This window comes from Amycolatopsis alba DSM 44262 (genome assembly GCF_000384215.1).
In the GTDB taxonomy this organism is placed as follows: Bacteria; Actinomycetota; Actinomycetes; order Mycobacteriales; family Pseudonocardiaceae; genus Amycolatopsis; species Amycolatopsis alba.
Window position 1 is genome coordinate 2074534 of the sequence record NZ_KB913032.1, and the last position, 23973, is coordinate 2098506.

A 23973-nucleotide genomic window follows, 5' to 3' on the forward strand; every position below is an offset into this window, starting at 1 on the left:
AAGTATTCACTCGCCAGAATATTCTTGTCAAGGAATATCTTGGACCCGGAACTCCAGCAGGCTGCGCTGCTCGGTCAGCGTGGTGACGGAGTCGAAGACCAGGCCGTGCGCGGCGGCGAGATCGCGGAGCTCGTCGAGACGTCGCTCGCGGCCGCCGTAGAGCACGAGCATGACCAGGTCCCATTCGGTTTGCGCCCCGAGTCCGCCGACCGCCTCGATGACCAGGACACGTCCTCCCGGACGGACCGCTTCGGCGCACCGGGCCAGGACGCGATGGGCGTGCTCGTCGTCCCAGTCGTGGAGGATGTCGGACAGCAGGTAGGCGTCCGCTCCCGCCGGGAGCGGGTCGAAGAAGCTGCCCGCGGTCACCTCGGTCCGGTCTTCGAGGCCCTGCTCGCGCAGCTCCTTCTCGGCGGCGGCCGCGGTGGGCGCGAGGTCGACGAGATGGCCGCGCACCGAGGGATTCGCCTTCAGGATCGCGGCGAGCAGGCTGCCGTGACCCCCTCCGACGTCGACGATCGTGTCGAAGCGGGACCAGTCGAAACCGGCGACGAGCCCCGGCACCTGGTTCAGGAACCGCTGGGTCATCTGCCGGTCGAACGTCTCCCGCAGGTGGGGGTGCTCGGCGAGATCGGCCCAGAAGTCCTGGCCGTAGCGGCGGATGTAGCCCGCCTGGCCGGTGGCGACGCTGTACGCGAGTTCGACGAACGCCAATTCGCCCCGCCCGCCGGCCGCGTTCATGTCGAGAAGGCCCGCGAGGCCGTTTCCGGCGTCGGCGCGAAGGTTCGCGCCGTAGCCGGTGGTGCGATAGCCGGTCGATGTCCGTTCCAGGACGCCGAGAGTGGTGAGGTGCCCCAGCAGCAGATCGAGTGCGAGCGGGGACTGGCCGAGTTCCGCTGCCAGGTCCGCGGCGGAAGCGCCGTCGCCGGTCAGCCGGTCCGGCAGCCCGAGGGTGACCGCGACCCGCAGCGCCATCGGCGTCGCCAGCCCGGCAAGTCGGAGGAGATCGTTTCTGTCGTTGTCATGGTTCGCCACGAAGATCTACTGTGGCAGCGCGGTCAAGCGAAAATCTCCCGCACCGCGACGATCAGGCGATCGATTTCGCCCTCGGTGTTGTAACCGTGCGGCGAGATCCGGAGCCCGCCCGATCTCGCCGAGCAGGCGATCCCTCTCGCCTTGAGCCGTTCCGCCAGCAGCGGGACCGGCATCCCGTCGACGCGCACGGACAGGATTCCCGAGCGATACCCGGCATCGCGCTCCGAAAGCACCGTCGCACCGATCCCGGCGAGCCCTTCGGCCGCCCGTTCGCAGAGACCGTCCACATGCGACCAGATCTCCTCGATTCCCGCGGACAGCAACAGATCGATCGAGGCGCCGAGGGCGGCGATCCCGGCGATATTCGGCATACCGCCTTCCAGCCGCCGGGCCGTGACATCGGGAACGTAGGCCAGGTTGTCCCAGTCTTCTCGATGAGCGACCGAGTTCCAGCCCGGCTCCAGCGGCCGCAGAAGGTCCAAACAGGACTCCCGCACGTAGAACACGCCACAGCCTTGCGGCCCCAGCAGCCATTTGTGGCCGTCGGCCATCGCGAAATCGACGCCCCATTCCTCCAGCCGCGCCGGGATCACGCCGAGCCCCTGGATGACGTCGACGCAGAACAGCGCCCCGGCTTCCCGGCACACCCGGCTCAGCGCCGCGAGATCCACCCGCCCGCCGTGACCGAAGCGGACCCAGCTGGTCACCACGATCCTGGGCGGCGGACCGGCGGCGATCGTCTCGGCGAAGGCCTCGGTGGTGAGAGGTCCGCGCACGCGGTCCACCACCACGCCCCGATCGGCGAGCGCGAGCCACGGATACAAGGTGGACGGGAACTCGCCGTCGGGGATGACGACGCGGTCGCCGGGTGACCACTCCAGCCCGTTCGCCACGAAACCGAGGCCGGTGCTGGTGTTCTTCACGAAGGCGATGTCACGGGCCGGGACCCCCATCAGCGCCGCAGCCGAGGCGCGCGCCCCTTCGATCGCCGCACTGTGCGCGGCATAGGTGAACTCGCCGTCCAGCGACACTTCGACGGCCTGCCGGTGCATGGCCTCCACCGACGACGTCGGCAGCGGGCAGATCCCGGCGTGATTGAGGTAGGCCCAGCGGTTCACGGCGGGGAACTGCTCGCGCGGCAACGGAGTCATCGGGATCCTCCTTAAGTGAACACCGTGTCCACTTCACCGAAGTTAGCCGATAACCGGTCACACTGTCCACTTACGGCGTCAGGGTGCTCCCGGTCAGGCTCACGGTCTCCACCGCCTCGACGTAGCTCCGCGCGACGTCCGCCGCCGGGGTGCCGCCTTCCGGTTCACCGAGCGCGGCGAGCGTTTCGCGCACCCAGCCTGGGCTGACAGCGTTGACCCGGAGGCCACGCGGCAGTTCACGGGCCGCGGCGGCGACGAACGCTTCGAGGCCGGCGTTGGTCAGGAAACCGAACGCGCTGCCGCGCAACGTCTCCGGGATCCGGCCCGCGGTCAGCGTGACCGAGCCGCCATCCGGCAGATACGGGACCGCGTGCCGCAGCAGGAACACCTGGCCGAGCAGTTTCCCTTGCAGCCCTTGGACGAACTCTTCATCGGTACCGCCGTCGACCGGAACCAGCGAGCCGCTCCCCGCGCAGCACACGATGTGGGCGATCCCCGGTTCGGCGGCGAAGACGGCGTCGAGCGTGTCGGGCCGCTCGACGTCCACCTTGACCTCCCCGGAGCGAGACGCGGGGAGCACGGTGTGCCCGCGTGCGGTGAGCGCTGACGAGACCGCGGCCCCGATCGTCCCGGTGGCACCTACCACGAGGATCTTCATCGGCGTCTTTCCCTTCAAGGTCGTTCGGGCGCGATGCCGGGAATGGACTTCAGCTCCCCCAGAAGCATCGAGCTGACCGCCACAGGATAGTCGTCGAGCGCGTACAGCGACCCGGCGAGCTTCACCCGGACCGGTGTCTCTCCTTTGTGCGCCAGCAAAGTCCGCTTCAAGTCGAGGACCACGTCCTCGGTCAGTCTCGCGGCGACAGCGTGCAGCGTCAGTGGCGGTTCCTCGTCCCCGGACGTGGAAAGATCCAGCGGTACCAGGCCGCCGCCGAACACGGACATCCTGTCCTCCCGCCAGTTCACCCGGCCGCTGACGCGGACGGCGTTGTCTTCGACCAGTTCCGTCACGAACAACGCGTACGCCTTGGGAAAGAACAGCACTTCGAGTGCGGCGTCCAGATCCTCGATCGTGCAGATCGCCCACGGCTCGCCTTTCTTGTTCACCCGCCGCTCCAAGGCCGTGATGAGCCCGGCGACGACCAGTTCCCCTTCCCTCGGCGGATTGTCGAGGATCGCCGCGATCGGGCGGGGCGCGTGCTTGCGCAGGACGCGTTCCGCCCCGTCGAGCGGATGCGCGGAGACGTACAGCCCGAGCATTTCCCTTTCGTGGGTGAGCAGTTCCTTGCGCGGCCACTCCTCGACGCCGAATCCGAGATGGGCGAGCGGCGAGGTGTCGTCCCCGCTCTCCTCGCCCGGACCGAACAGGTCGAACTGCCCCATCGCCTGCTTGCGTTTGAGCGGCACCACGGCGTCCACCGCTTCTTCGTGCACCTGCTGGATCGAGAGCCGCGTATGCCCGAGAGAGTCGAACGCGCCCGCTTTCGCCAGTGATTCGATGACACGTTTGTTGCACGCCACCAGTTCGGACTTGCCGAGGAAATCGGTGAACGACGCGTACTTCCCCTTCTCCCGCCGTGTCGCGATGATCGAATCGACGACGTTCGCGCCGACGTTGCGCACCGCGCCGAGCCCGAAGCGGATCGCGTCCCCCACCGCCGAGAACCGGAGCCCCGACTCGTTGACGTCCGGCGGCAGCACCTTGATCCCCAGCCTGCGGCACTCCGAGAGGTAGACCGCCGACTTGTCCTTGTTGTCCCCCACCGAAGTCAGCAGGCCAGCCATGTACTCCGCCGGGTAGTTCGCCTTCAGGTACGCGGTCCAATAGCCGACCAGGCCGTACCCCGCGGCGTGGGACTTGTTGAACGCGTACCCGGCGAACGGGAGGATCGCGTCCCAGAGCGCCTGCACGGCCGCGTGGGAGAATCCGTTGGCGGCCATGCCGTCCCGGAAGCCCTCGAACTCCTCCTCCAGCACCTCTTTCTTCTTCTTGCCCATCGCCTTGCGCAGCACGTCGGCACGCCCCATCGAGTACCCGGCGACGTCTCGCGCGATCTGCATGATCTGTTCCTGGTACACGATCAGGCCGTGGGTCTCGGCCAGGATCTCGCGCAGCGGCCCGGCCAGTTCGGGATGGATCGACTCGATCGGCTGCCTGCGGTTCTTGCGGTCCGCGTAGTTGTTGTGCGTGTTCATCGCGATGGGGCCGGGCCGGTACAACGCGTTCACCGCGATGATGTCGCCGAACCCGGTGGGCCCCATGCGGCGCAGCAGATCCCGCATCGCGCCGCCGTCGAGCTGGAAGACGCCCAGGCTGTCGCCGCGCGCGAGCAGTTCGTAGGTCGCCGGATCGTCGACACCGAGCGTGTCGAGGTCGATGTCCTCGCCGCGGTTGTCCTTGATGTTGTCCAGCGCGTCGCCGATGACGGTGAGGTTGCGCAGGCCGAGGAAGTCCATCTTCAGCAGGCCGATGGCCTCGCACGACGGATAGTCCCAGCCGGTGATGACCGCGCCGTCGTCCCGCCGCCACAACGGGATCGCGTCGAGCAGCGGCTCGCTCGACATGATGACGGCGCAGGCGTGCACCCCCGCGTTGCGGATCAGTCCTTCGAGCCCTCGGGCGGTCTCGAAGATCCTGGCCGCCTCGCCGTCGCCTTCCAGCAGTGCGCGGACCTCCGCGGCTTCGGCGTACCGCTCGTGGCCCGGCTCGACGATCCCGGCGAGCGGGATGTCCTTCGCCGCGACCGGCGGCGGGAGCGCCTTCGAGATCCGGTCGGCGATCGCGTACCCGCTCTGTCCATAGTGGACACGTGCGGAATCCTTGATGGCCGCCTTGGTCTTGATCGTGCCGAAGGTGATCACCTGCGCGACGTGCTCGGCACCGTACTTGTCGGTGGCGTAGCGGATCATCTCGCCGCGGCGCCGGTCGTCGAAGTCCATGTCGATGTCCGGCATGGAGACCCGTTCGGGGTTGAGGAACCGTTCGAAGAGCAGGCCGAGGCCGATCGGGTCCAGGTTGGTGATGCCGAGCGCGTACGCGACGAGCGAGCCCGCCGCCGAACCTCGGCCGGGCCCGACCCGGATACCGACCTCACGAGCGTGGTTCATCAGGTCGGCGGTGATCAGGAAGTACGCCGGGAAACCCTTCTCGGCGATCACCCCGATCTCGAAGCCGGCGCGGGCGACGTAGGCGTCGGGAACGCCGTCCGGCAGCCTCCGCCTGAGCCCGGCCGCGACCTCCTCACGCAGCCAGGACTCCTCGTCGTGTCCCGCGGGGACAGCGAAGACCGGCATGCGGTCGACGTGCCGGTAGACGTCGTCGTAGGGCTCGATCCTTTCCGCGACGAGCAAAGTGGAATCCGCCGCGCCCGCGACTTCGGCGTCCCAGTACCGGCGCATCTCCTCCGCGGACTTGAGGTAGTAGCCGTCGCCGTCGAACTTGAACCGGCCCGGATCGTCGAGGGTCTTGCCGGACTGGACGCACAGCAGTGCCGAATGCGCGGCCGCCTGATCCTGGGTGACGTAATGCGAATCGTTGGTGGCCAGGGGTTTCAGGCCGAGACGGCGGCCGATGTCCAGCAGCCCGTCCCGTACGGACCGTTCGATCGCGAGGCCGTGGTCCATCACCTCCAGGAAGAAGCTGTCCGTGCCGAAGATGTCGCGGTAGTCCGAGGCCGCCTGGATCGCCTCTTCCGGCTGGCCGAGCCGGAGCCTCGTCTGCACCTCGCCGGACGGGCAACCGGTGGTGGCGATGACGCCTTCGTGGTGCCGGGCGAGGAGTTCCCGGTCCATCCGGGGCTTGCGGTAGTAGCCCTCCAGGCTGGCCAGGGAGGACAGCCTGAACAGGTTCCGCAACCCGGTCGCGTTCTCCGCCAGCATGGTCATATGCGTATAGGCCCCTCCTCCGGAGACGTCGCCGCCGTCGCCTCGCCGCCCCCAGAAGACCGGTTTCTTGTGGAAACGGGACTCGGGCGCGAGGTAGGCCTCGATGCCGATCACCGGTTTGATCCCGGCTCGGACGGACTGCCGGTAGAACTCGTCCGCGCCGTACATGTTCCCGTGGTCGGTCATGCCCACCGCGGGCATGCCGAGCCGCTGGGCCTCGGCGAACAGCGGCGCGATCTTGGCCGCGCCGTCGAGCATCGAGTATTCGGTATGAACGTGCAGGTGCACGAAGGAGTCCACCGGCCACTCCCCACGGTTGTACGATTCCGGTCCGACGCGGCGATTGGACCCAAGGCGTGCAGGTGTTGTCCAACAAGCGACACGCGAACGGCGACAACCGGAAGTTGTAGGGAGAGGACACAGTGGAGCTGGACCTGGGCGCGGTGCGCGCGTTCGTCGCGGTGGCCGAGGACCGCTACTTCGGCGAGGCGGCGATCCGGCTGGAGGTGAGCCAGCAGGCGATCTCCAAACGGGTGGCGAAGCTCGAAGCGGATCTCGGCGTGCGGCTGCTGTCGCGGACGCGCGGTGGGGCCGAGCCGACCGAAGACGGCCAGGAGTTCCTGGTCCACGCCCGTGCGCTGGTCAGCCTCGCGGACCAGGCCGTCGAACGCCTTCAAGGCAGGCGCCGCCCCCTGCGTGTCGACGTCCTCGGCACGCGGCTGGCGACCATGGAGGTGATCAGGGCCTTCCACGCCGACCACGACGACGAACTGGAACTCGTCACGCCCGGTTTGGGCGCGGTGCGCCGGTCGATGCTGCCCGAGTCGGTCGATGCCGCCTTCGCGCGCGTCAACACCGTGACGGACCCAGGGATCGGCCGGACCCCCGCCTACTTGGAACCGGCGAACCTGCTGGTCGGGCGCCGGCACCCGCTCGCCCGGCGACGCCGGGTCGAGATGGCGGAACTCGCCGGACTGACGGCCTGGATGCCCTACAACGCGCGGGCCAGCGAATGGGCGGAGTTCTGGCAGGAACTGTGCCCGGCGTTCGGGATCCTCGTCGACACCGACGGCCCGAACTTCGGGCTGGAACACCACATCGAAGTGCTCGGACAGTCGAAGGACCGCCTGGGTTTCGTCGGCGCGAAGATGCACGTGCCCTGGCATCCGGACGTCGTCCAGATCCCGCTCGTCGACCCGACACCGGTGTACCCGTTCTCGCTGCTGTGGCGGCACGAGAACCGCCATCCCACGCTGCCGCTGCTGATCGGGCACGTGCGGTCCGCGTACCGGCCGTTCGACGCGGAACGGCAGTGGCTCCCGGTGGCGGACCGGGAGGCCATGACCCCGTGAAGGCCGGCCGAGGCCCAGGGCGGTCACCATCGCTCGTCGATGTGCTGGAGGTATCCCCGGAACTCAGGGGTGAGCCGTGCCGGGAGGGCGAGCAGGACGCCTTCGAGCATGTCCCTCGCCTCCTGGGGATCGCCGCAGCACTCCCAGACCCCGCATCCTTCACTGTCCACCCGGAGTCGTCGGTACGGGTCGGCGATGAACTCCCGGCAGAGGCGAAGCGCGGTCCGGATCGCACCGGCACCGAGGTAGCCGCGAGCGCGTTCCAGGCGGGAGAGTTCCGCGGCGAGCGCGGGCGTGAACTCTTGCCGGTCGCGGTGATCGGGCGGGGGCCGAAGTCGCAGCCCCTGCCGAACCCGCGCGGGCGCCTTACGCGGCATCGTCCTTTCGGAAGTCGGTCATCCCGCCATCGTGCCACGAGCCCGAAGTCCGTGAAGGCCTCCTTCCCTACCTTGAGAGTAGGGAAGGAGGCCTTCACGGACCTCCAAGCTCAGCCGACGATGTCGATCTCGAACTCCACGTTCGAGCTGTACTCGTAGTCGGCCCACACCGCGCCGGGCAGGGCGTACCGCCGGTGCGAAACCGTCTTCGGGTTGAATCCGGGCGTCTGCATGGGATTCCCGCCGACACCGACCTTGTCGCTGCCCCAGGCGTAGATGTTGCCCTGCCATACGGGCGCGTCGGTGATCCCGTCCCCGTCGACACGCGGGCGGACGACGATCGCGGCCGACTCGCTGCCGGAGAGCAGCAGCCGCACGGACGTGGTCGAGGGGCTGGCCGGAATGGTCCTGCGTTCCATGAGTTCTGTCGTCGCCTTCCGCTTCGGGGCGGCGCCGCCGCCGGTCAAGTGGGCGTTCGTGTAGGACTCGTCGAGGTCGACACTGCTCGCGCGGATACCGGGGATGTGGCCCGCGTCCGAAAACTGGTGAAGGTCATAGCGGCCCGCGGCGGGATCGGGTTTGGCACCGTAGCGCGCGATCCAGATGACGAGGTCCGGCACGCCGAACCGGTCCGGACGCAGCATCTTGGCGTGCGCGTTGTTCATGTAGACACCGGGCCGGAACCCGCGTGCCGCCACGCGGTTGCAGAACCTGATCGCGAAGTCGCGCTTGCGCCCGTCGGGAATGTTCGGGCCCGAACCGGGCGGGTTGTCCTCGAGGTCGAGCATCGGAACGCATCCGGTCGCCCCGAGCCGCCCGACCTCATTGATCAACACGTCCGCCTGCGCCTCGGGTGAAGGAGTCAGCTGAGCGAAGTGGTAGCCACCCACCGGAATTCCCACCGATCTCGCGCCCGCCACCAGCGCTTCGCCGGTGTTGCGGCCACCGTTCGGCAGACCCCCGCCGTCGGTGAGCTTGACGTAGACGAACGTCACCCCATGATCCTTGACGGCTTGCCAATTGGTAACGGTCTGAAAGCGACTGTAGATATCTATTCCCAGCGCCATCGCTACAGCCTGACGGGTGAACCTGTTGGACAAAAGGGCCTAGTGGGCGATTACCGGTACGACTGGTTCGCCCTTTCGGGCGGCCCCTCCCTGGCTGACCCGGTTCACCCGTGCCCGTACTGTGAGTGTCATGGCGTCTCGAAGCCCCTTTCGCTGGATGACCCGGTGGGCGGACTGGTTCGAAGAGCGCGGCGTCTACGTCCCCGGCGAGGAGAGCCGAGCGGTCGACCCGATGCGCGATTTCGGCTGGTTGATCGTGGCCTGGGTGTCCGGTCTGGCGATCTTCATCCTGTTTTTCGCCTTCGCGGTTTGACCTTCGCCGGTGTGTCACTCAGGTGACCACTGTCACTAGCCGTACCCTGCCGATCACGGATCGGCCACGGCTGTACACCAGGTGCGCGTCAACCCGGCCGTGCCGCTCCTCTCGGCTGCGGAAGACCGTCACTCTGGACTCTTCGGCACTAATGACTACCTCGAACGGCCCACCCGCACCGCCGACTGGAGTAACCGCACATGGCGCCCCCGCGCACCCCGAAGCTTTTGATCGCCGCCTGCTCACTGATGCTGGCGGCCGCGTGCGGGGTTCCGGCACCGGAAAAAGGTGCCGCCGTGCTCGGCGCGGACGCCCCGGCACAGGGACTGGCCGCGACGCATGCGGAGGGTGACCTCGCCTTCGGCGCCCCGCACCGGTTCGCGACCGGGGTGACGATCGCCGTGTCCGCGCCGAAGTCGTTCCGCCCCAGCGCGTCGGCGTACCCGCAGAGCCCGCGTGCGGTGGCGTTCGGCATCGAAGTGACCAACGCGGGCGAGGGCACGTACCGGCTCTCCGGTCTGTCCGTGACCGGCGAAGTCGACGGCGAAACCCCGTCGGTCAAACAGGTCGTCGACCCGACGCAGGGCTACAACGGCGTCGCGGACGCCGGCAAGGACGTGGCACCCGGCCGGTCGGTCCGTCTGAACCTGGCCTTCGCCGTTCCGGACAAGCCGGTGAAGCTGCGCCTGCAGGTCCGGCCGAGCCCGGCGGAGCCCGTCGCGGCGAAGTACTGCGGGAAGGTCTGACGCCGCCGATTCGCTACCGTGTGCGTCATGACCGAGCAGCGACTCTCCCCCGGCGACAAAGCGCCCGACTTCACCCTCCCCGACAGCGAGGGCAACGACGTCAAGCTCAGCGACTTCCGCGGCAAGTCGGTCGTCGTGTACTTCTACCCGAGCGCCGGCACGCCGGGCTGCACGAAGCAGGCCTGCGACTTCCGGGACAGCCTCGCGCAGCTCAACGACGCCGGCTACCAGGTCCTCGGCATCTCGCCGGACAAGCCCGCGAAGCTCGCCAAGTTCGTCGAGGCGGAGGGGCTGACCTTCCCGCTGCTCTCCGACACGGAGAAGACCGCGCTCAAGGCGTACAGCGCCTTCGGCGAGAAGAAGAACTACGGCAAGGTCTACGAAGGCGTCATCCGCTCGACGTTCGTCGTCGACGCCGAGGGCAAGATCGCGGTGGCGCAGTACAACGTGCGCGCCACGGGGCACGTCGCGAAGCTGCTGCGGGACCTCTCTCTGGCGTGAAGCCAAGTCCGTGAAGGCCTCCTTGAGGGACTCAGAGTCCCTCAAGGAGGCCTTCACGGACTTCCGAGAGTTGTCAGCCGGCCAGGTTTCGCAGCTCGGTTACGAGAGCCCGCAGCGCCTTGCCGCGATGCGAAGCGCCGTCCTTTTCGGACGGTTCCAGCTCGGCCGAGGTACGCGTTCCGCCTTCGGGCACGAAGATCGGATCGTACCCGAATCCGTTGGCACCACGGCGTTCCCGGATCAGCGTGCCTCGCCATTCGCCCCGCACCACGGTTTCGTCGCCGCCGGGGACGACCAGCGCGGCCGCGCAGACGAAGGCCGCGCCCATGCGCTCGTCGGGCGTGTCGGACAGCTGTGCCAGCACGAGGTCCAGGTTCGCTTCGTCGTCACCGTGCTTGCCGGACCAGCGGGCCGACAGCACACCCGGCATACCGTTGAGCGCGTCCACGGCGATGCCGGAGTCGTCGGCGATGGCCGGGAGACCGGTCGCGGCGGCCGCGTCCTGTGCCTTCGCGAGCGCGTTGCCTTCGAAGTCCGGAGCGGTTTCAGGCGCTTCGGGGAATTCGGGGACGTCGGCGAGGCCGATGACCTCGACGCCTTCGATCCCTTCGGCCACCAGGATGCGCCGGAGTTCGCCGAGCTTCTTCGCGTTGCGGGTGGCCAGAAGCAGCTTGGTCACTTCGCGCCCTTCTTCTTGTCCGGACGCGGCTCGGGGAGCTCGCCGGGGTACGGCAGCGCGAGGGCCTCGGTCTGCAGCCGGGTCAGCTCCTCGCAACCGGCCTGCGCCATGTCCAGCATGGTGTCCAAAGTGGACCGCGCGAAGGTGGCGCCCTCACCGGTGCCCTGCACCTCGATCAGGGTGCCCGCGTCGGTGGCGACGACGTTCATGTCGACCTCCGCACGCGAGTCCTCTTCGTAAGGCAGGTCGAGGCGCACCCGGCCGTCGACGACGCCGACGCTCACCGCGGCCACCGAGGACGAAAGCGGTTGCGGGTCGGCGAGGCGGCCTGCCGCGCCGAGCCAGGTGACGGCGTCGGCGAGCGCGACATAGCCGCCGGTCACCGCTGCCGTACGGGTGCCGCCGTCGGCCTGGATGACGTCGCAGTCGATGACGATCGTGTTCTCCCCCAGCGCCGCCAGGTCGATGCAGGCGCGCAGGGACCGGCCGATCAGCCGGGAGATCTCGTGCGTGCGGCCGCCGACGCGGCCCTTGATGGATTCGCGGTCGCTACGGGTGTTGGTCGCCGACGGCAGCATCGCGTACTCGGCGGTGACCCAGCCGAGGCCGGAACCGGCCCGCCAGCGGGGGACGCCTTCGGTGACGCTCGCCGCGCACAGCACCCGCGTGTCGCCGAATTCGATCATCACCGAACCCGCGGGCCACCGCTGGAAGCCGCGGGTGATCTTGATGTCGCGAAGCTGGTCGTCGTTCCTGCCGTCTTTTCTCGCCACGGCCGCCACTCTAGAACCCCGTGTCAGAGGTCGTAGACAGCGCCCTGCTCGACCAGCTCGGCTTCGGGGAAAGCGACGGCCGCCTCGGCGAGGACGGCCGCGCGGTCGGTCCAGGGCGCGACGTGGGTCAGCAGCAACCGCCCCACCCCGGCCTTGCGCCCCAGCTCTCCCGCTTCCTTGCCGGACAGGTGGACGCCGACGGGCCGGTCGGGCGAGTCGGTCCAGGACGCTTCGGACAACAAGACGTCGGCACCGTCGGCGAGGTCTGTCAGCGTGTCGCAGACGCCGGTGTCGCCGGTGTAGGCGAGCGTCTTGCCGCCGTGCGCGATCCGCAGGCCGAACGCCGGGGTCGGATGGTCGACCGGGACCGCGGTGATCTCGAACGGCCCGATCTCCATGGGCTCTGTCCGCAGGGTGTCGAAAGCGAAGACGTCGGAGAGGTCGGTGCTCGCCCGCTCCTCCTCGTTCGCCGCGTAGGCGCAGGCGAGCCGCTCGTGCACGTCCGACGGCCCGTACACCGGCAGCCGCCGCGGCCTCGCCGGATACGGGAGCGCCGGGTGATAGCGCCGCAGCACGGTGAGCGCGCTGACGTCGGCACAGTGATCGGGGTGGAGGTGCGAAAGGATCAGCGCGTCCAGATCGAACGGGTCACGCAGGGCCTGCAACCCGGCGAGCGTCCCGTTGCCGAGTTCGAGCCCCAGGACGAACCCGTCCGCCTCGATCAGATAGCCGGACGCGGCGGCGTTGGGTCCGGGGATGCTGCCTGAGCAGCCGAGGATCGTGAGACGCACTGTGACACCTTAAGCACGAAATCGGCGATTTTACGCACTGGTGGGAGCCAGCACACCCGGAGCGAACCCCATGAACCGCTGAGCGAGCCTGGTGAACGGCTCGGCGGACCCGGTGGCGACGAACTCGTGCCGCGGCGGGGTGTCGCGTTCGGCGAGAAGGTCGTCCTCGGTGAGGACGCGCACGAGATCACGCGCGGTCTCCTCGGCACTGGACACCAAGGTGACGTCCTGACCCATGACGATCTGCAGTACCCCGGACAGCAACGGGTAGTGCGTGCAGCCCATGACCAGGGTGTCGACCTGCGCGTCCAGCAGTGGCTCCAGATAACCCTGCGCGAGTCCGAGCACCTGACGCCCGGTGGTGATCCCTCGTTCCACGAAGTCCACGAACCGCGGGCACGCGACGCTGGTGATCTCGACGTTCTGCGCGGCGTTGAAGGCGTCGTCGTAGGCGCGGGACCGGACGGTGCCCTCGGTGCCGATCACGCCGATCCGGCCGGAACGCGTGGCGGAGACGGCCCGGCGCGCGGCCGGGAGGACGACCTCGACCACGGGGACGTCGTAGCGCTCCCGCGCGTCGCGAAGGCAGGCGGCCGAGGCGGTGTTGCAGGCGATGACCAGTGCCTTCACCCCGCTTTCGACGATGTCGTCCAGCGCCTCCAGCGCGTACTGGCGTGCCGTCGCGATGGGAAGCGGACCGTACGGGTTGCGGGCGGTGTCACCGACGTAGCGCAACTGCTCACCGGGCAGCTGCTCCAGGATCGCCCTGGCGACGGTGAGCCCGCCCACTCCGGAATCGAAGACGCCGATCGGGGCGTCGGCGCTCGACTTGGTCACACGGCGAGGTTACCGGGAGAGCCCCCGGTCGTTCGCTTGGCTTGGGACCTGTCCATCCGCGCCGCCACCCAGGCCGCGAAGATCCCGGACAGCGCGCCGAACAGGTGGCCCTGCCACGAGACGTTCGGATCACCCGGAAGCAGTCCCCAGAGCATTCCGCTCCAGATGCCCAGCAGCACCAGTGCGACCAGGATCTGCCCGACCGCCCGGTTGAAGATGCCCCTGACCAGCAGGAACGCGAGCCATCCGAAGGCGACGCCGGACGCGCCGACGGTCACCGTGCCGCTCGGCGCGATCAGCCAGACGCCGAGGCCGGAGAGCACCCAGATGATCGCGGTGACCACCACCCAGCGGCCGATGCCCGCGGCCATCGCGAGGAAGGCGAACACCAGCACCGGGACGGTGTTGGAGAACAGATGCCCCCAGCCCGCGTGCAGCAACGGCGCCCACAGCACGCCGTCGAGCCCGGAGAAGTCGCGGGCGAGGATGCCACCCTGGTCGAGGTCCGCGGGCAGCACCACGTCGACCAGCTCGATCAGGTAGAGCAGCGCGGTGAAGGCCAGCGCCACGATCGCGGCGGCCTTCGGGTTCGGCGGCAGGACACGTTTGGCCGGATCCGTACCGGGCGACTCGCTCGCCGGGACCGGCTGGGGAGGCAAAGTGGTCACTTGCCCAGGCTACGAGCGGAATCGCGGGCCCGCCTCCGTGAGAACCCTGAATTGTCGGTGGGTGCCGCTACGGTCACTCGCATGGGGATCTCTACTTCCGAGCACGTCGACGTGCCCGTCTATCTCGCGCGACTCGGCCTCGAGCAGGAGCCGCCGGGCCTCGACGCGCTCTTCCGGCTGCACGCGGCGCATGTGGAACGGGTGCCGTACGAGGATTTCGAAGTCCAGCTGGGCCGGGTGACCTCGCTGGATCCGGCGGTGTCCTTCGGCCGGATCGCCGCAGGCCGGGGCGGCTACTGCTATCACCTCAACGGCGCGTTCTCGGCGCTGCTGCGGGCGCTGGGCTACCAGGTCACCCGGCATCCGAGCGGGGCGCAGCTCTCCGGCGACCGGGCGGGCATCCACCTCAACCATCTGGCGCTGACGGTGACCGGACTGCCGGAGACGCCCGAGGTCGGCTGGCTGGTCGACGTGGGGCTCGGGGACGGCATCCACGAGCCGCTCCCCCTTCGTGAAGGCGAGTACAAACAGGGGCCGCTGGTGTTCCGCATGCGGGCTTCAGAGGTCACGCCCGGCGGCTGGCGGTTCGACCACGATGCGCAGGGCAGTTTCGTCGGGATGGACTTCGCGCCTGAGACGGCCGTGATGGCGGACTTCGCCGAAAAGCACGTCGAGCTGTCCACGTCCGAAGACTCCGGATTTGTCCGCACGCTGGTGCTGCAACGGCGGGACGCCGACGGGGTGGACTCGCTGCGCGCGCTGACCTTGACCGGCCTGCCCGGCGGCAAGACGGTGCTGGACTCACCGGAAGAGTGGTGGACGGCGATCGAGGACGTCTTCGGCGTGCCTCGCGGCGGCTTCACCGGTGAGGAACAGGACAGGCTGTGGCGGCAGGCCGTCTCCCAGCACGAACGTCACACGGCAGGAGGGAGCGAGGACTTGCCCAACGCGTAGTCCACGGCCGCTTCGGCGTGCAGCCTGGTGGTGGGGAACGTGGGCACCGGACTGTCTTCCGGGCCGACGAGCAGTTCGATCTCGGTGCAGCCGTAGATCACGCCCTCCGCCCCCGCCTCGGCGAGCCTCGCGATTACCTCGCGGTATCGCTCGCGAGAGTCCTCGGTGACGACGCCGTGGACGAGTTCGTCGTAGATGATCCGGTGCACCGCCTCTCGGCCGTCCTCGTCCGGCACGAGCACGTCGAGCCCGTGCGCGGCGAGCCGTTCGCGGTAGAACGGCTGGGCCATGGTGAAGCCGGTGCCCAGGAGCCCGACGCGGCCGACGCCTTCCGCCTTGATCGCGACGGCCGTGGTGTCGGCGAGGTGCAGCAGCGGGATGCCGAGGCCTTCGGTGAGCTGGTCGGCGACCTTGTGCATCGTGTTGGTGCACAGGACGACGAAGTCCGCTCCGGCGGCTTCGAGACCGCGCGCGGCACGGTTCAGTTCCCGTCCGGCGTCGTCCCAGCGGCCGTCGGCCTGCATCGCTTCGATTTCGGCGAAGTCCACGGAGTAGAGCACGGTGCGCGCGGAGTGGTACCCGCCGCGCAGCTCGCGGACGCGCTCGTTGACCAGCCGGTAGTACTCGGCCGACGATTCCCAGCTCATCCCGCCCAGCAACCCGATGACCTTCACGCCCACCATCGTGCCAGCGCGATGCACCTCGTGAGCGGTGAGCCGCGTTGGCAGCAGCCTTGCCACTCACGGGCCCGACCGCTGGGCAGCCCTGTCCTGAAGGCCACCTTTGAGACGTTGAAGGTCTCAAAGGTGGCCTTGCGGACCGCCCCAACCGCACCAGCAGTCACAACGCTCAGGTCCGGGGGGCGTGAGTGGCCACGCGCGTGTCGTCCGTTCAGTCACGCGAGTCGTCCATCGGCTCACGCGTGTCGTCCATCCCGTCACGCGGACAGCGAAGATCAGGCCCAGAGCTGCCCGTCGAGCCTTTCCGCCGCTTCGTCGAGCGAGCCGGAGTAAGCGCCCGTCGAGAGGTACTTCCAGCCGGCGTCCGCGACCACGAAAGCCACGTCGGCGGGCTTCCCCGACGCGGCGGCCTTCTCGGCGACGGCCAGCGCCGCGTGCAGAACGGCACCGGTCGAGATGCCCGCGAAGATGCCTTCGTGCTCCAGCAGCTCGCGAGTCCGGCGAAGCGCGTCGTACGCGCCGACGGAGTACCGGCCGTTGAGCACGCTGGCGTCGTAGAGCTCCGGGACGAAGCCTTCGTCGAGGTTCCGCAGGCCGTACACCAGCTCGCCGTAGCGCGGTTCGGCCGCGACGATCTGTACGTCCGGCTTCGCCTCGTGCAGGTACCGCCCGACGCCGACCAGGGTGCCGGTGGTGCCGAGGCCGCCGACGAAATGCGTCAGCGTCGGCAGGTCCTTGAGCAGTTCGGGCCCGGTGCCGCGGTAGTGCGCGTCGGCGTTGGCCGGGTTGCCGTACTGGTAGAGCATGACCCAGTCCGGGTTGGCCTCGGCCAGTTCCTTCGCCCGGCGCACGGCCTCGTTGGACCCGCCTGCCGCCGGGGAGAAGACGATCCGCGCGCCGTACGCCTGCAGCAGCTGCTTGCGTTCGGTGGAGGTGTTCTCCGGCATCACGCAGACCAGGCCGTAGCCCTTGAGCTTCGCGGCCATGGCGAGCGCGATCCCGGTGTTCCCCGACGTCGGCTCCAGGATGGTGGAGCCGCGCCGGAGGGTGCCTTCACGCTCGGCGGCCTCGATCATCGCCATCGCGGGGCGATCCTTGATCGAACCGGTCGGGTTGCGATCCTCCAGTTTCGCCCACAACCGCACGTCGTGCGTGGGCGAAAGCCGGGGAAGGCCGACCAGCGGGGTGCCGCCGAGCGCGTCGAGCAGCGACTCGAAGCGAGCCATCGATCAGCCTCCGGCCACGGCGGGCAGGATGGTCAGGGTGTCGCCGTCCTTGACCTCGGACTCGAGGCCACCGGAGAAGCGCACGTCCTCGTCGTTGACGTAGACGTTGACGAAGCGGTGCAGCTTCTCTTCCTTGACCAGGCGGGCCTTGAGGCCGCCGTGGCGGGACTCGATGTCGTCGATCACCTCGAGCACGGTCTTGCCGTTCGCCTCGACGGACTTCTCGCCGCCGGTGTGCGTACGCAGGATGGTCGGGATGGACACGGTCACGGCCATGGTTTTCTACCTCCGGTGGGTTCTCTCTACGCAGACGTTCGGGCCGGTCCGGGTTATTCCGGACGGGGGTTCAGCCGATGATCTCGACGGGCTCCTCGGTGATCTCCCCGTCCACGATCCGGTAAGACCGGAACTGGTGCGAATCGGGGTCCTTGGTGGAGACGAGCACGTAGTGCGCGTCGGGTTCCGAGGCGTACGAGACATCGGTGCGGGACGGATAGGCGTCGGTCGCGGTGTGCGAGTGGTAGATGACCACCGGGACCTCGTCGTTGGCGTCCATCTCACGGTAGAGCCTGAGCAGGTCGCCCGAATCGAATTCGTAGAACGTGGGCGAGCGCGCCGCGTTCAGCATCGGGATGTATCGCTCGGGGCTGTCCGATCCCTCGGGACCGGCGATCACCCCGCACGCCTCATCGGGGTGGTCACGACGGGCATGGGCGACGATCTCGTCGACGAGTTCACGGCGGATCCGGAGCACACCGCACATCTTAGGTGCTGGACGCGCCTGGTCCACACTCTGAGATTGCCGCCACTCAGAGCGTGTAGACGATCGGTTCGGCAGGATCGACGTAGACCGCGGCGGTGATCATGCTCTCGAACTGGTTGAGCCATAAAGACTTCACCTCGCGATCCTTCTTCGCGTAGCGCTCGTCCGGCGGAGCGGACTTCCACCGCGGTTTGCGCAGATACCGGGACTGGGCCTGAACGAGCGCGAGACGCAGGTCACGCACACCACCCCGGTCGAGGACCAGCACCTGCCCACCCGGCCAGGCAACGAGAACGCGGGCGACGGTGGCGGCGACCTCGCTCCGCATGGCCTGGCCGTGCCTCGCCCGGAAACCGGCGCTGTCGGCCTTCCGGGAATAGGCGTCCGGGAACAACACCTCGTCGGGCACCCCATCGGGCCCCGCGGGGTCGGCGGCCAGCGCGGCCGCGAAGTCGGTCAGGATGAAGCGCAGCACCTCGGCCACGTTCTCCGTCATCTCGATCCGGGTACCGTCGCCGTCGTGACTTATCCGCGCCGCGTCACGCATGGCGGTCCTTCCGCAGCTTCGCGGTGAGGCCGCGAAGCTGGAACGCGGCGGCGAATCGCTCCGCCTCTGGCCGGGGCAGGGGCGTGAGGTCGGCCTTGCCGTCACGGTGGATGTCTTCGGCCATTCGGCCCCCGTCGGCGGCGGACATGCCGAGAACCTCTTCGAGGACCAGCATCACTCCGGCGAAGGAATTGATGTGGTCGTTGTGGATCTCGATGATCCACGATCCCCCTTGACGCATGCCGACTTGATCGTCCGCGCCCGTTCCTCGTTACTCAAAGGCCTCCGGCCAGACGTCGCGGTACGCGCGCATGCCCCCGGCCGACGTGGCGTTCAGCACACCGTGCACCATCGCCCGCCCGAACACGCGCGCGGCGGCCGAGCACAGCGTGTCCAGCACCATCGCGCGCCGCGCCGCCGCGACGGGTCCCACGCCGCCGGGCAGTTCCCGGTCGCCGGTCGCCAGCGCGAACACCGTGTCGCCGTCGAACATCGTGTGCGCCGGGCGGACCGCCCTGGCGAGACCGTCCTGCGCGGCCACCGCGAGCCGTCGCGCCTCCGCTTTGGACAGTGCCGCGTCGACCGCGACCACGCCGATGGTCGTATTGAGCCCGGACGCCTTCGCCTCGACGTCGCCGGGCCGATCGGGCCAGCGGACGCCGAACTCGCCGTCGACCTCGTGATCCGCCGCGAAAGCGCGGCCGGTCGAGAGGTCGACGGCCTCGCCGGCGGCGTTCACGGCGGCGACGACACCGACGGTGAACTCACCGACCCGCTCCGAAGCGGTCCCGATCCCGCCTTTGAGTGATCCCGCCTTCGCACCGGCGCCCGCGCCGACGGTCCCCAGCGGCACAGGACCGCCGACAGCCGCTTCGCAAGCCGCGTAGCCGAAGGAAGCGTCCGGGCGATTGCCCCAGTCACCGCGCGGCAGGTCGAACAGCACCGCCGCGGGCACGATCGGCACCACCTCGTGCGGCTCCGTCCCGACCGGGATCCCCAGGTTCCGCTCGGCGAGCCAGCGCATGACGCCGTCCGCCGCGGCCAGGCCGTACGCGCTCCCGCCGGACAGGCAGATCGCGTTGACGTGCTGGACCAGGTTCTCCGGCTCCAGCAGGTTGGTCTCGCGCGTGCCGGGCGCGCCGCCGCGCTGGTCGACGGCCCCGACGGCGCCGCCGGGGACGAGCACGACCGTCGTCCCGGTCGCCCAGCCGCCGCCGACCCGCTCGTGGTGCCCGACCAGCACGCCGGGAACGTCGGTGATCACGATGTCAGCGACTGGATGAGGGTCTCCTGCACCCAGGTCAACCAGTGGTAGACGCCGAGATGCGGCGCGCGGGGATCATCTTCGGGCAGCTCGTCGGGCATGTCCTCGGTGACGTCGAGCGCGGTGCCCAGGGCCAGCCGGACGTCGTTGAGCGCGCCGAGCCACGCGTCGGCCTGCTCGAAGGTCAGCCGCACGTTCCCGCCGTCCCTCGGCAGGGTGTCCAGCACGATCTTGGCGACGCCGACCTTCTTGTCCAGCAGCTCCGGCTCGTGGATCGAGCGCATCGCGGCGGCCGAGTCGAGGTCTTCGCGGGTCGGGTTGTCCGGGTCCAGCTTGTGGAAGTCCGGGAGCAGCCGCGAGAGCACCGGATCGTCCGGTGACTCCGTCGGGCCCGTGCGGATCCCGGTCAGCTCCGCCAGCTCGTCCTGCGGCGCCTCCTCGGCGCGCGCGGTGAGCATGTCCTCCAGCTGGCTGACCAGACCGCGCAGGACCGCGGCCTCCTGCTGCTCGAACCCGGCGACGATGGTCTCGCCCTTGCGGCGCCATCCGTTCATGAAGGCTGCTCCATCGTGGCCCATAGGCCGGCCGCGTGCAGTTTCGCGACGTCGACCTCGACCTTCTCCTTCGAACCGGAGGACACGATCGCCTTGCCCTTCTGGTGCACGTCGAGCATCAGCTTCGTCGCGTGATCCCGGCTGTAACCGAACAGCTTCTGGAACACGTACGTCACGTACGACATGAGGTTCACCGGATCGTTCCAGACGACCGTCCGCCAGGGCTTGTCCTCAGAGACGACTTCTACTCCCTGTGGATCAACCTGCGTCTGCTCGGATGCGACAGGCGTGGACATGCACTCCATGGTGTCACGGGCCCAACCCGGTACGGGCTGGCAGGTCCGGCCATGTGGGTGAATAGGCTGGCGGTATGGGTTTCCCCGAGGCGGCCACTGGCGCCAGCACCGCGCTGCTCACCGACCATTACGAGCTGACCATGCTGGCCAGCGCCCTGTCCGACGGGACCGCGGACCGGCCGTGCGTGTTCGAGGTCTTCGCACGTCGCCTGCCCGACGGCCGCCGCTACGGCGTCGTCGCGGGCACCGGGCGGGTCCTCGACGCGATCGCGGACTTCCGGTTCACCGACGCCGAGCTGAGCCAGCTGGAAGCGACGGCCGTCGTCGACGACGCCACCCTTTCGTGGCTCGCGGACTACTCTTTCTCGGGGAACATCGACGGCTACGCCGAGGGCGAGCTCTACTTCCCCGGCTCCCCGATCCTGACCGTCACCGGCGGCTTCGGCGACGCCGTCGTGCTGGAGACGCTGATCCTGTCGATCCTCAACCACGACAGCGCGATCGCGTCCGCGGCGGCGCGGATGTCGGGCGCCGCGCACGGCAGGCCGATCATCGAGATGGGCGGGCGCCGCACCCACGAGTGGGCCGCCGTCGCCGCCGCGCGGGCCTCGTACCTCGCCGGTTTCGCCACGACGTCCAACCTCGAAGCGGGCCGCCGCTACGGCATCCCGACGCGGGGCACCGTCGCGCACGCGTTCATGTTGCTGCACGACAGCGAAGAGGAAGCGTTCCGCGCGCAGGTGGACAAGATGGGCGCCGACACCACCCTCCTGGTGGACACCTACGACATCACCAAGGGCATCGAAACGGCCGTGCGGGTGGCCGGGACCGAACTCGGCGCGATCCGCATCGACTCCGGCGACGTAGGCCCGCTCGCGCGCAAGGCCCGTGAGCAGCTGGACTCCCTCGGCGCCAAGGACACCCGCATCGTGGTGTCCGGCGACCTCGACGAACACGCCATCGCGGCGCTCCGGGCGGAACCTGTCGACGCGTACGGCGTCGGGACCTCGGTCGTCACCGGTTCCGGCGCGCCGACCGCCGGGATGGTCTACAAACTCGTCGAGGTCGACGGCAGGCCGGTCGCCAAGCGCAGCGCGCACAAGGAATCCCGCGGCGGACGGAAATCCGCGCTGCGGCGGCACCGCGAGACCGGCACCGCCGTCGAAGAGGTGATCTGGACCGACGGTCCGGCGGTACCGGAACGGGGACCGAACGACCACGAATTGCAGATTCCGCTGGTCCGGGACGGCCGGACAGTGGATGATTTGCCCACGCTGGACGACGCGCGCCAGCGGCTCCGGCGGGCGCTGGTGAGCCTGCCGTGGGAAGGCCTCAAGCTCTCGCACGGGGAGCCCGCCATCCCGACCGTATTCGTCTAAAGAGACTCAGGAGCAACACATGGGGACCGCCTTGATCGTGGTCGATGTGCAGAACGACTTCTGCGAAGGCGGGTCGCTCGGCCTGCCCGGTGGCGCCGCCGCCGCGGAAGCGATCTCCAAGCAGGCCGCCGAAGGTGGCTACGCGCACGTCGTCGCCACCCGCGACTACCACATCGATCCTGGCGACCACTTCAGCGAGACGCCGGACTTCAAGGACAGCTGGCCGCGTCACTGCGTCGCGGGCACCTCCGGCGCGTCGTTCCACCCCGCGCTCGACGTGGTCCCGATCAGCGAGGTCTTCTCCAAGGGCGAGTACACCGCCGCGTACTCCGGCTTCGAGGGCAACGCGCGCGACGGCAAGACGCTCGACGCCTGGCTGAAGGAACGCGACGTCACCGAGGTCGAGGTCGTCGGCATCGCGGCCGACTTCTGCGTCCGCGCGACCGCGCTCGACGCGGCGAAGGCGGGCTTCAAGGTGCGGGTGCTGCTCGACCTCACCGTCGGCGGTTCGCAGCCGACGGTGGACGCCGCGCTGAAGGACTTCGACGAGGCGGGCGTCACCTACACCGGAAAGGCGCCGGTCCCGGCCGCATGATCCAGCACGACCTCCAGGACACCCTGATCGAAAACCGCCTCGTCGCGATCCTGCGAGCCGCGGATGCCGGCCGGTTCGCCGACGCCGCCACCGTGCTGCACGCGGCGGGGGTGCGGGTGCTCGAAGCGGCGTTGACCACGCCGGGAGCCCCGGACGCCATCACGGCCATCCGCAAGAAGCTCGGCGACGACGCGCACGTCGGCGCCGGGAGCGTGCGCGAGGTGTCCGATGTGGACGTCTCGGCGGACGCGGGCGCGACGTTCCTGGTCACGCCGACGGTGAACCCGCTGGTGCTGGAGCGCGCGCACGAACGCGGGCTGCCGGTGATCTGCGGAGCGCTGACGCCCACCGAGATCGACCAGGCGTGGCGTCTCGGCGCGGCGGCGGTGAAGGTGTTCCCGATCGCCGCCGTCGGCGGGATCGCCTACCTGCGGGCGATCCGGGCGCCGATGCCGGACATCCCGCTCGTGCCGACCGGCGGCGTCCACCTGGCCGAAGTCGCGAAGTACCTCGAGGCGGGTTCGATCGCCGTCGCGGCAGCCACGCCGCTGCTCGGTGACGCGCTCACCTCCAGCGGGTCTCTGGCCGACCTCGCGACGCGGGCAAGCGAGTTCGTCGCCGCCGCTGTGCAATTTGCCGCGCGCTGACGAAAACCCGCCGAAGGGGCGAAGTTCGCACTCAGCGTCACGTTGAACGTGAAGGTCGCCCCTTCATCGTGTTTTCGTGGGCCTCCGGCCCGAAAGCGGCGCGCGGGTGAAGTCTCCGTCGGGCGCAAGGCGCCCTTGGGAGACGCTGTGGTCGAGTCGGCATGAGCTTCGCTCAGGGCTTCTTCTTGCCGTAGGGGTCGCAGCGCGCGGTCCCGAGGTAGATGTCGCCCTTCGCCGGGCCGCCGCCCTGCGGGAACAGCTTGATGTGCAGCATGTGCGTCACGAGGCTCCCGTCGGGCGGCGTCGGCGTGACGGTCTCGTTGACCGTGAGCGACGCCAGCGCCGTCCCGCCCTTGCCGCCGGCGATGGTCAGCCGGTAGTTCTGCGGGATGTTCTCCGGCAGCGTGAACCCGGTGATGTCGCCGAACTCGATGTAGCCGAGGCTGCCGTCCTTGGTGGTACTGCATTTCGCCATGAACGTGCGGACCTTGATCACCGGTCCGCCGAAGCGTTTGAGCAGGGTGGTCTCGAACCGCCGCCCGGCCGCCTCGCCGATGGCCACCGCGCCGTTCCGGCCGCAGCGCGACTCACCGCCGCCGAAGCGGGCGAAGTCGCCGGTGGACCCGCCCTGGGTCGTCGCGGTCAAGGGACCGTCGACGTCGCACGGCGCGAGCTCGCCGGTGACCACGTGCTCGTCATCGATCTCCACGTCGAGCGAACCCACCGACGCGGACGCCGTCGCGGGAGCCGCGTCGGCCGACGCGATCGCCGGACCTCCCGTCACCAGCGCCCCGGTCAGCATCGTCACCGACAACAGCCTCGAAACGGGTTTCCTCATGTCCGGCAGCCTCCACCAAGAGTCCGGACCGCGCAGGTCCACGCCACCCGGACGA

At 69.1% G+C, this 23973-nt stretch carries 29 protein-coding genes; 8 read left to right on the plus strand and 21 right to left on the minus strand.

The genetic code is table 11. The annotated features are described in order from the left end of the window. Nucleotides 1-27: 27 nt before the first annotated feature. The 4 genes from AMYAL_RS0109600 to dnaE all read right to left on the minus strand — a co-directional run bounded on the left by AMYAL_RS0109600 (nucleotide 28) and on the right by dnaE (nucleotide 6371). Complete coding sequence (locus AMYAL_RS0109600) at nucleotides 28-1035, minus strand: methyltransferase (RefSeq protein ID WP_020631091.1); 1008 nt, start codon at nucleotides 1033-1035, stop codon at nucleotides 28-30. A gap of 23 nt (nucleotides 1036-1058) precedes the next feature. Beyond that, nucleotides 1059-2186 carry an aminotransferase class V-fold PLP-dependent enzyme gene (locus AMYAL_RS0109605; RefSeq protein ID WP_020631092.1) on the minus strand — a complete coding sequence of 376 codons (1128 nt, stop codon included), beginning with the start codon at nucleotides 2184-2186 and terminating at the stop codon, nucleotides 1059-1061. A gap of 70 nt (nucleotides 2187-2256) precedes the next feature. Next, the gene (locus AMYAL_RS0109610) at nucleotides 2257-2844 is read right to left on the minus strand and encodes an SDR family oxidoreductase (RefSeq protein WP_020631093.1); all 588 of its coding nucleotides are present in this window, start codon (nucleotides 2842-2844) and stop codon (nucleotides 2257-2259) included. Between the two features lie 14 nt (nucleotides 2845-2858). Continuing rightward, on the minus strand, nucleotides 2859-6371 hold the full coding sequence (dnaE, locus tag AMYAL_RS0109615) for a DNA polymerase III subunit alpha (RefSeq protein ID WP_020631094.1): 3513 nt from the start codon (nucleotides 6369-6371) through the stop codon (nucleotides 2859-2861). Nucleotides 6372-6493: 122 nt separating this feature from the next. Between dnaE and AMYAL_RS45795 the strand changes: the two genes are divergently transcribed. Next, nucleotides 6494-7423 carry a LysR family transcriptional regulator gene (locus AMYAL_RS45795; protein WP_020631095.1) on the plus strand — a complete coding sequence of 310 codons (930 nt, stop codon included), beginning with the start codon at nucleotides 6494-6496 and terminating at the stop codon, nucleotides 7421-7423. A 23-nt stretch (nucleotides 7424-7446) separates the two neighbouring features. Here the strand turns inward: AMYAL_RS45795 and AMYAL_RS0109625 are convergent, their stop codons facing one another. Both AMYAL_RS0109625 and AMYAL_RS0109630 read right to left on the minus strand, forming a co-directional pair. Then, complete coding sequence (locus AMYAL_RS0109625; protein ID WP_020631096.1) at nucleotides 7447-7800, minus strand: hypothetical protein; 354 nt, start codon at nucleotides 7798-7800, stop codon at nucleotides 7447-7449. A 110-nt stretch (nucleotides 7801-7910) separates the two neighbouring features. Further along, complete coding sequence (locus AMYAL_RS0109630) at nucleotides 7911-8867, minus strand: glycoside hydrolase family 25 protein (protein ID WP_084702107.1); 957 nt, start codon at nucleotides 8865-8867, stop codon at nucleotides 7911-7913. Between the two features lie 130 nt (nucleotides 8868-8997). Here AMYAL_RS0109630 and AMYAL_RS0109635 point away from each other — a divergent pair, with 130 nt between their 5' ends. From AMYAL_RS0109635 to bcp, 3 genes are all read left to right on the plus strand, one after another. Next, the gene (locus tag AMYAL_RS0109635; protein ID WP_026466904.1) at nucleotides 8998-9180 is read left to right on the plus strand and encodes a hypothetical protein; all 183 of its coding nucleotides are present in this window, start codon (nucleotides 8998-9000) and stop codon (nucleotides 9178-9180) included. A gap of 200 nt (nucleotides 9181-9380) precedes the next feature. Then, nucleotides 9381-9926, plus strand: a complete 546-nt coding sequence (locus AMYAL_RS0109640) for a hypothetical protein (protein WP_020631098.1) — start codon at nucleotides 9381-9383, stop codon at nucleotides 9924-9926. Nucleotides 9927-9953: 27 nt separating this feature from the next. Then, entirely contained in the window at nucleotides 9954-10427 is a 474-nt protein-coding gene (gene bcp, locus AMYAL_RS0109645) for a thioredoxin-dependent thiol peroxidase (protein ID WP_020631099.1), read from the plus strand. A 73-nt stretch (nucleotides 10428-10500) separates the two neighbouring features. Here bcp and rdgB read toward each other — a convergent pair whose 3' ends face one another. Genes rdgB through AMYAL_RS0109670 form a run of 5 tightly spaced genes read right to left on the minus strand, consistent with a single transcriptional unit; the run spans nucleotide 10501 to nucleotide 14166 of the window. After that, nucleotides 10501-11106, minus strand: a complete 606-nt coding sequence (gene rdgB, locus AMYAL_RS0109650) for an RdgB/HAM1 family non-canonical purine NTP pyrophosphatase (protein ID WP_020631100.1) — start codon at nucleotides 11104-11106, stop codon at nucleotides 10501-10503. After that, nucleotides 11103-11879, minus strand: a complete 777-nt coding sequence (gene rph, locus AMYAL_RS0109655) for a ribonuclease PH (protein ID WP_026466905.1) — start codon at nucleotides 11877-11879, stop codon at nucleotides 11103-11105. Before rph ends, rdgB begins: the two co-directional genes overlap by 4 nt. Nucleotides 11880-11902: 23 nt before the next feature. Then, nucleotides 11903-12670, minus strand: coding sequence for an MBL fold metallo-hydrolase (locus AMYAL_RS0109660; RefSeq protein ID WP_020631102.1), 768 nt, complete (start codon nucleotides 12668-12670; stop codon nucleotides 11903-11905). Between the two features lie 30 nt (nucleotides 12671-12700). Continuing rightward, entirely contained in the window at nucleotides 12701-13507 is an 807-nt protein-coding gene (gene murI, locus AMYAL_RS0109665) for a glutamate racemase (protein WP_020631103.1), read from the minus strand. Continuing rightward, a complete protein-coding gene (locus AMYAL_RS0109670; RefSeq protein ID WP_039795398.1) occupies nucleotides 13504-14166 on the minus strand; it encodes a rhomboid family intramembrane serine protease in 663 nt (220 codons plus the stop codon). The genes murI and AMYAL_RS0109670 overlap by 4 nt, the downstream gene beginning before the upstream one ends. Nucleotides 14167-14256: 90 nt before the next feature. Here AMYAL_RS0109670 and AMYAL_RS0109675 point away from each other — a divergent pair, with 90 nt between their 5' ends. Continuing rightward, on the plus strand, nucleotides 14257-15129 hold the full coding sequence (locus tag AMYAL_RS0109675; RefSeq protein ID WP_020631105.1) for an arylamine N-acetyltransferase family protein: 873 nt from the start codon (nucleotides 14257-14259) through the stop codon (nucleotides 15127-15129). On the opposite strand, the gene AMYAL_RS0109680 is transcribed toward AMYAL_RS0109675, so the two are convergent. The 9 genes from AMYAL_RS0109680 to clpS form a co-directional block, all read right to left on the minus strand. Beyond that, a complete protein-coding gene (locus AMYAL_RS0109680) occupies nucleotides 15090-15803 on the minus strand; it encodes an aspartate/glutamate racemase family protein (protein WP_026466906.1) in 714 nt (237 codons plus the stop codon). The genes AMYAL_RS0109675 and AMYAL_RS0109680 overlap by 40 nt on opposite strands. Before the next feature lie 281 nt (nucleotides 15804-16084). Next, entirely contained in the window at nucleotides 16085-17035 is a 951-nt protein-coding gene (locus tag AMYAL_RS0109685) for a PLP-dependent cysteine synthase family protein (protein ID WP_020631107.1), read from the minus strand. A 3-nt stretch (nucleotides 17036-17038) separates the two neighbouring features. Then, nucleotides 17039-17311, minus strand: a complete 273-nt coding sequence (locus AMYAL_RS0109690; protein ID WP_020631108.1) for a MoaD/ThiS family protein — start codon at nucleotides 17309-17311, stop codon at nucleotides 17039-17041. A gap of 70 nt (nucleotides 17312-17381) precedes the next feature. After that, the gene (locus AMYAL_RS0109695) at nucleotides 17382-17789 is read right to left on the minus strand and encodes a M67 family metallopeptidase (protein ID WP_005165658.1); all 408 of its coding nucleotides are present in this window, start codon (nucleotides 17787-17789) and stop codon (nucleotides 17382-17384) included. A 55-nt stretch (nucleotides 17790-17844) separates the two neighbouring features. After that, nucleotides 17845-18345 carry a DUF2017 family protein gene (locus tag AMYAL_RS47775; RefSeq protein WP_020631110.1) on the minus strand — a complete coding sequence of 167 codons (501 nt, stop codon included), beginning with the start codon at nucleotides 18343-18345 and terminating at the stop codon, nucleotides 17845-17847. After that, on the minus strand, nucleotides 18338-18586 hold the full coding sequence (locus tag AMYAL_RS0109705) for an ATP-dependent Clp protease adaptor ClpS (protein WP_020631111.1): 249 nt from the start codon (nucleotides 18584-18586) through the stop codon (nucleotides 18338-18340). The genes AMYAL_RS47775 and AMYAL_RS0109705 overlap by 8 nt, the downstream gene beginning before the upstream one ends. 30 nt (nucleotides 18587-18616) lie before the next feature. Beyond that, nucleotides 18617-19609, minus strand: a complete 993-nt coding sequence (locus AMYAL_RS0109710) for a P1 family peptidase (RefSeq protein ID WP_020631112.1) — start codon at nucleotides 19607-19609, stop codon at nucleotides 18617-18619. Next, nucleotides 19606-20163 carry a DUF2017 domain-containing protein gene (locus AMYAL_RS0109715; protein ID WP_020631113.1) on the minus strand — a complete coding sequence of 186 codons (558 nt, stop codon included), beginning with the start codon at nucleotides 20161-20163 and terminating at the stop codon, nucleotides 19606-19608. Before AMYAL_RS0109715 ends, AMYAL_RS0109710 begins: the two co-directional genes overlap by 4 nt. Then, nucleotides 20160-20459, minus strand: a complete 300-nt coding sequence (gene clpS / locus AMYAL_RS0109720; RefSeq protein ID WP_026466907.1) for an ATP-dependent Clp protease adapter ClpS — start codon at nucleotides 20457-20459, stop codon at nucleotides 20160-20162. Before clpS ends, AMYAL_RS0109715 begins: the two co-directional genes overlap by 4 nt. A gap of 74 nt (nucleotides 20460-20533) precedes the next feature. Between clpS and AMYAL_RS0109725 the strand changes: the two genes are divergently transcribed. Genes AMYAL_RS0109725 through AMYAL_RS0109735 form a run of 3 tightly spaced genes read left to right on the plus strand, consistent with a single transcriptional unit; the run spans nucleotide 20534 to nucleotide 23080 of the window. Further along, a complete protein-coding gene (locus tag AMYAL_RS0109725; protein ID WP_020631115.1) occupies nucleotides 20534-21838 on the plus strand; it encodes a nicotinate phosphoribosyltransferase in 1305 nt (434 codons plus the stop codon). Between the two features lie 19 nt (nucleotides 21839-21857). Continuing rightward, complete coding sequence (locus AMYAL_RS0109730) at nucleotides 21858-22433, plus strand: isochorismatase family protein (RefSeq protein ID WP_020631116.1); 576 nt, start codon at nucleotides 21858-21860, stop codon at nucleotides 22431-22433. Then, the gene (locus AMYAL_RS0109735) at nucleotides 22430-23080 is read left to right on the plus strand and encodes a bifunctional 4-hydroxy-2-oxoglutarate aldolase/2-dehydro-3-deoxy-phosphogluconate aldolase (protein WP_020631117.1); all 651 of its coding nucleotides are present in this window, start codon (nucleotides 22430-22432) and stop codon (nucleotides 23078-23080) included. The genes AMYAL_RS0109730 and AMYAL_RS0109735 overlap by 4 nt, the downstream gene beginning before the upstream one ends. Nucleotides 23081-23252: 172 nt before the next feature. Here the strand turns inward: AMYAL_RS0109735 and AMYAL_RS0109740 are convergent, their stop codons facing one another. Then, nucleotides 23253-23918: a choice-of-anchor P family protein gene (locus tag AMYAL_RS0109740; protein ID WP_020631118.1), complete on the minus strand. Its 666-nt coding sequence runs from the start codon at nucleotides 23916-23918 to the stop codon at nucleotides 23253-23255. Between the last annotated feature and the right edge of the window lie 55 nt (nucleotides 23919-23973).

Coding starts and splice junctions, on each gene's coding strand:
- AMYAL_RS0109605 (WP_020631092.1), bottom strand. CDS start 2,186: ATGACTCCGTTGCCGCGCGAGCAGTTCCCCGCCGTGAACCGCTGGGCC.
- AMYAL_RS0109610 (WP_020631093.1), bottom strand. CDS start 2,844: ATGAAGATCCTCGTGGTAGGTGCCACCGGGACGATCGGGGCCGCGGTC.
- AMYAL_RS0109625 (WP_020631096.1), bottom strand. CDS start 7,800: ATGCCGCGTAAGGCGCCCGCGCGGGTTCGGCAGGGGCTGCGACTTCGG.
- AMYAL_RS0109630 (WP_084702107.1), bottom strand. CDS start 8,867: ATGGCGCTGGGAATAGATATCTACAGTCGCTTTCAGACCGTTACCAAT.
- AMYAL_RS0109635 (WP_026466904.1), top strand. CDS start 8,998: ATGGCGTCTCGAAGCCCCTTTCGCTGGATGACCCGGTGGGCGGACTGG.
- AMYAL_RS0109640 (WP_020631098.1), top strand. CDS start 9,381: ATGGCGCCCCCGCGCACCCCGAAGCTTTTGATCGCCGCCTGCTCACTG.
- bcp (WP_020631099.1), top strand. CDS start 9,954: ATGACCGAGCAGCGACTCTCCCCCGGCGACAAAGCGCCCGACTTCACC.
- AMYAL_RS0109675 (WP_020631105.1), top strand. CDS start 14,257: ATGGGGATCTCTACTTCCGAGCACGTCGACGTGCCCGTCTATCTCGCG.
- AMYAL_RS0109685 (WP_020631107.1), bottom strand. CDS start 17,035: ATGGCTCGCTTCGAGTCGCTGCTCGACGCGCTCGGCGGCACCCCGCTG.
- AMYAL_RS0109690 (WP_020631108.1), bottom strand. CDS start 17,311: ATGGCCGTGACCGTGTCCATCCCGACCATCCTGCGTACGCACACCGGC.
- AMYAL_RS47775 (WP_020631110.1), bottom strand. CDS start 18,345: ATGCGTGACGCGGCGCGGATAAGTCACGACGGCGACGGTACCCGGATC.
- AMYAL_RS0109705 (WP_020631111.1), bottom strand. CDS start 18,586: ATGCGTCAAGGGGGATCGTGGATCATCGAGATCCACAACGACCACATC.
- AMYAL_RS0109715 (WP_020631113.1), bottom strand. CDS start 20,163: ATGAACGGATGGCGCCGCAAGGGCGAGACCATCGTCGCCGGGTTCGAG.
- clpS (WP_026466907.1), bottom strand. CDS start 20,459: ATGTCCACGCCTGTCGCATCCGAGCAGACGCAGGTTGATCCACAGGGA.
- AMYAL_RS0109725 (WP_020631115.1), top strand. CDS start 20,534: ATGGGTTTCCCCGAGGCGGCCACTGGCGCCAGCACCGCGCTGCTCACC.
- AMYAL_RS0109730 (WP_020631116.1), top strand. CDS start 21,858: ATGGGGACCGCCTTGATCGTGGTCGATGTGCAGAACGACTTCTGCGAA.
- AMYAL_RS0109735 (WP_020631117.1), top strand. CDS start 22,430: ATGATCCAGCACGACCTCCAGGACACCCTGATCGAAAACCGCCTCGTC.
- AMYAL_RS0109740 (WP_020631118.1), bottom strand. CDS start 23,918: ATGAGGAAACCCGTTTCGAGGCTGTTGTCGGTGACGATGCTGACCGGG.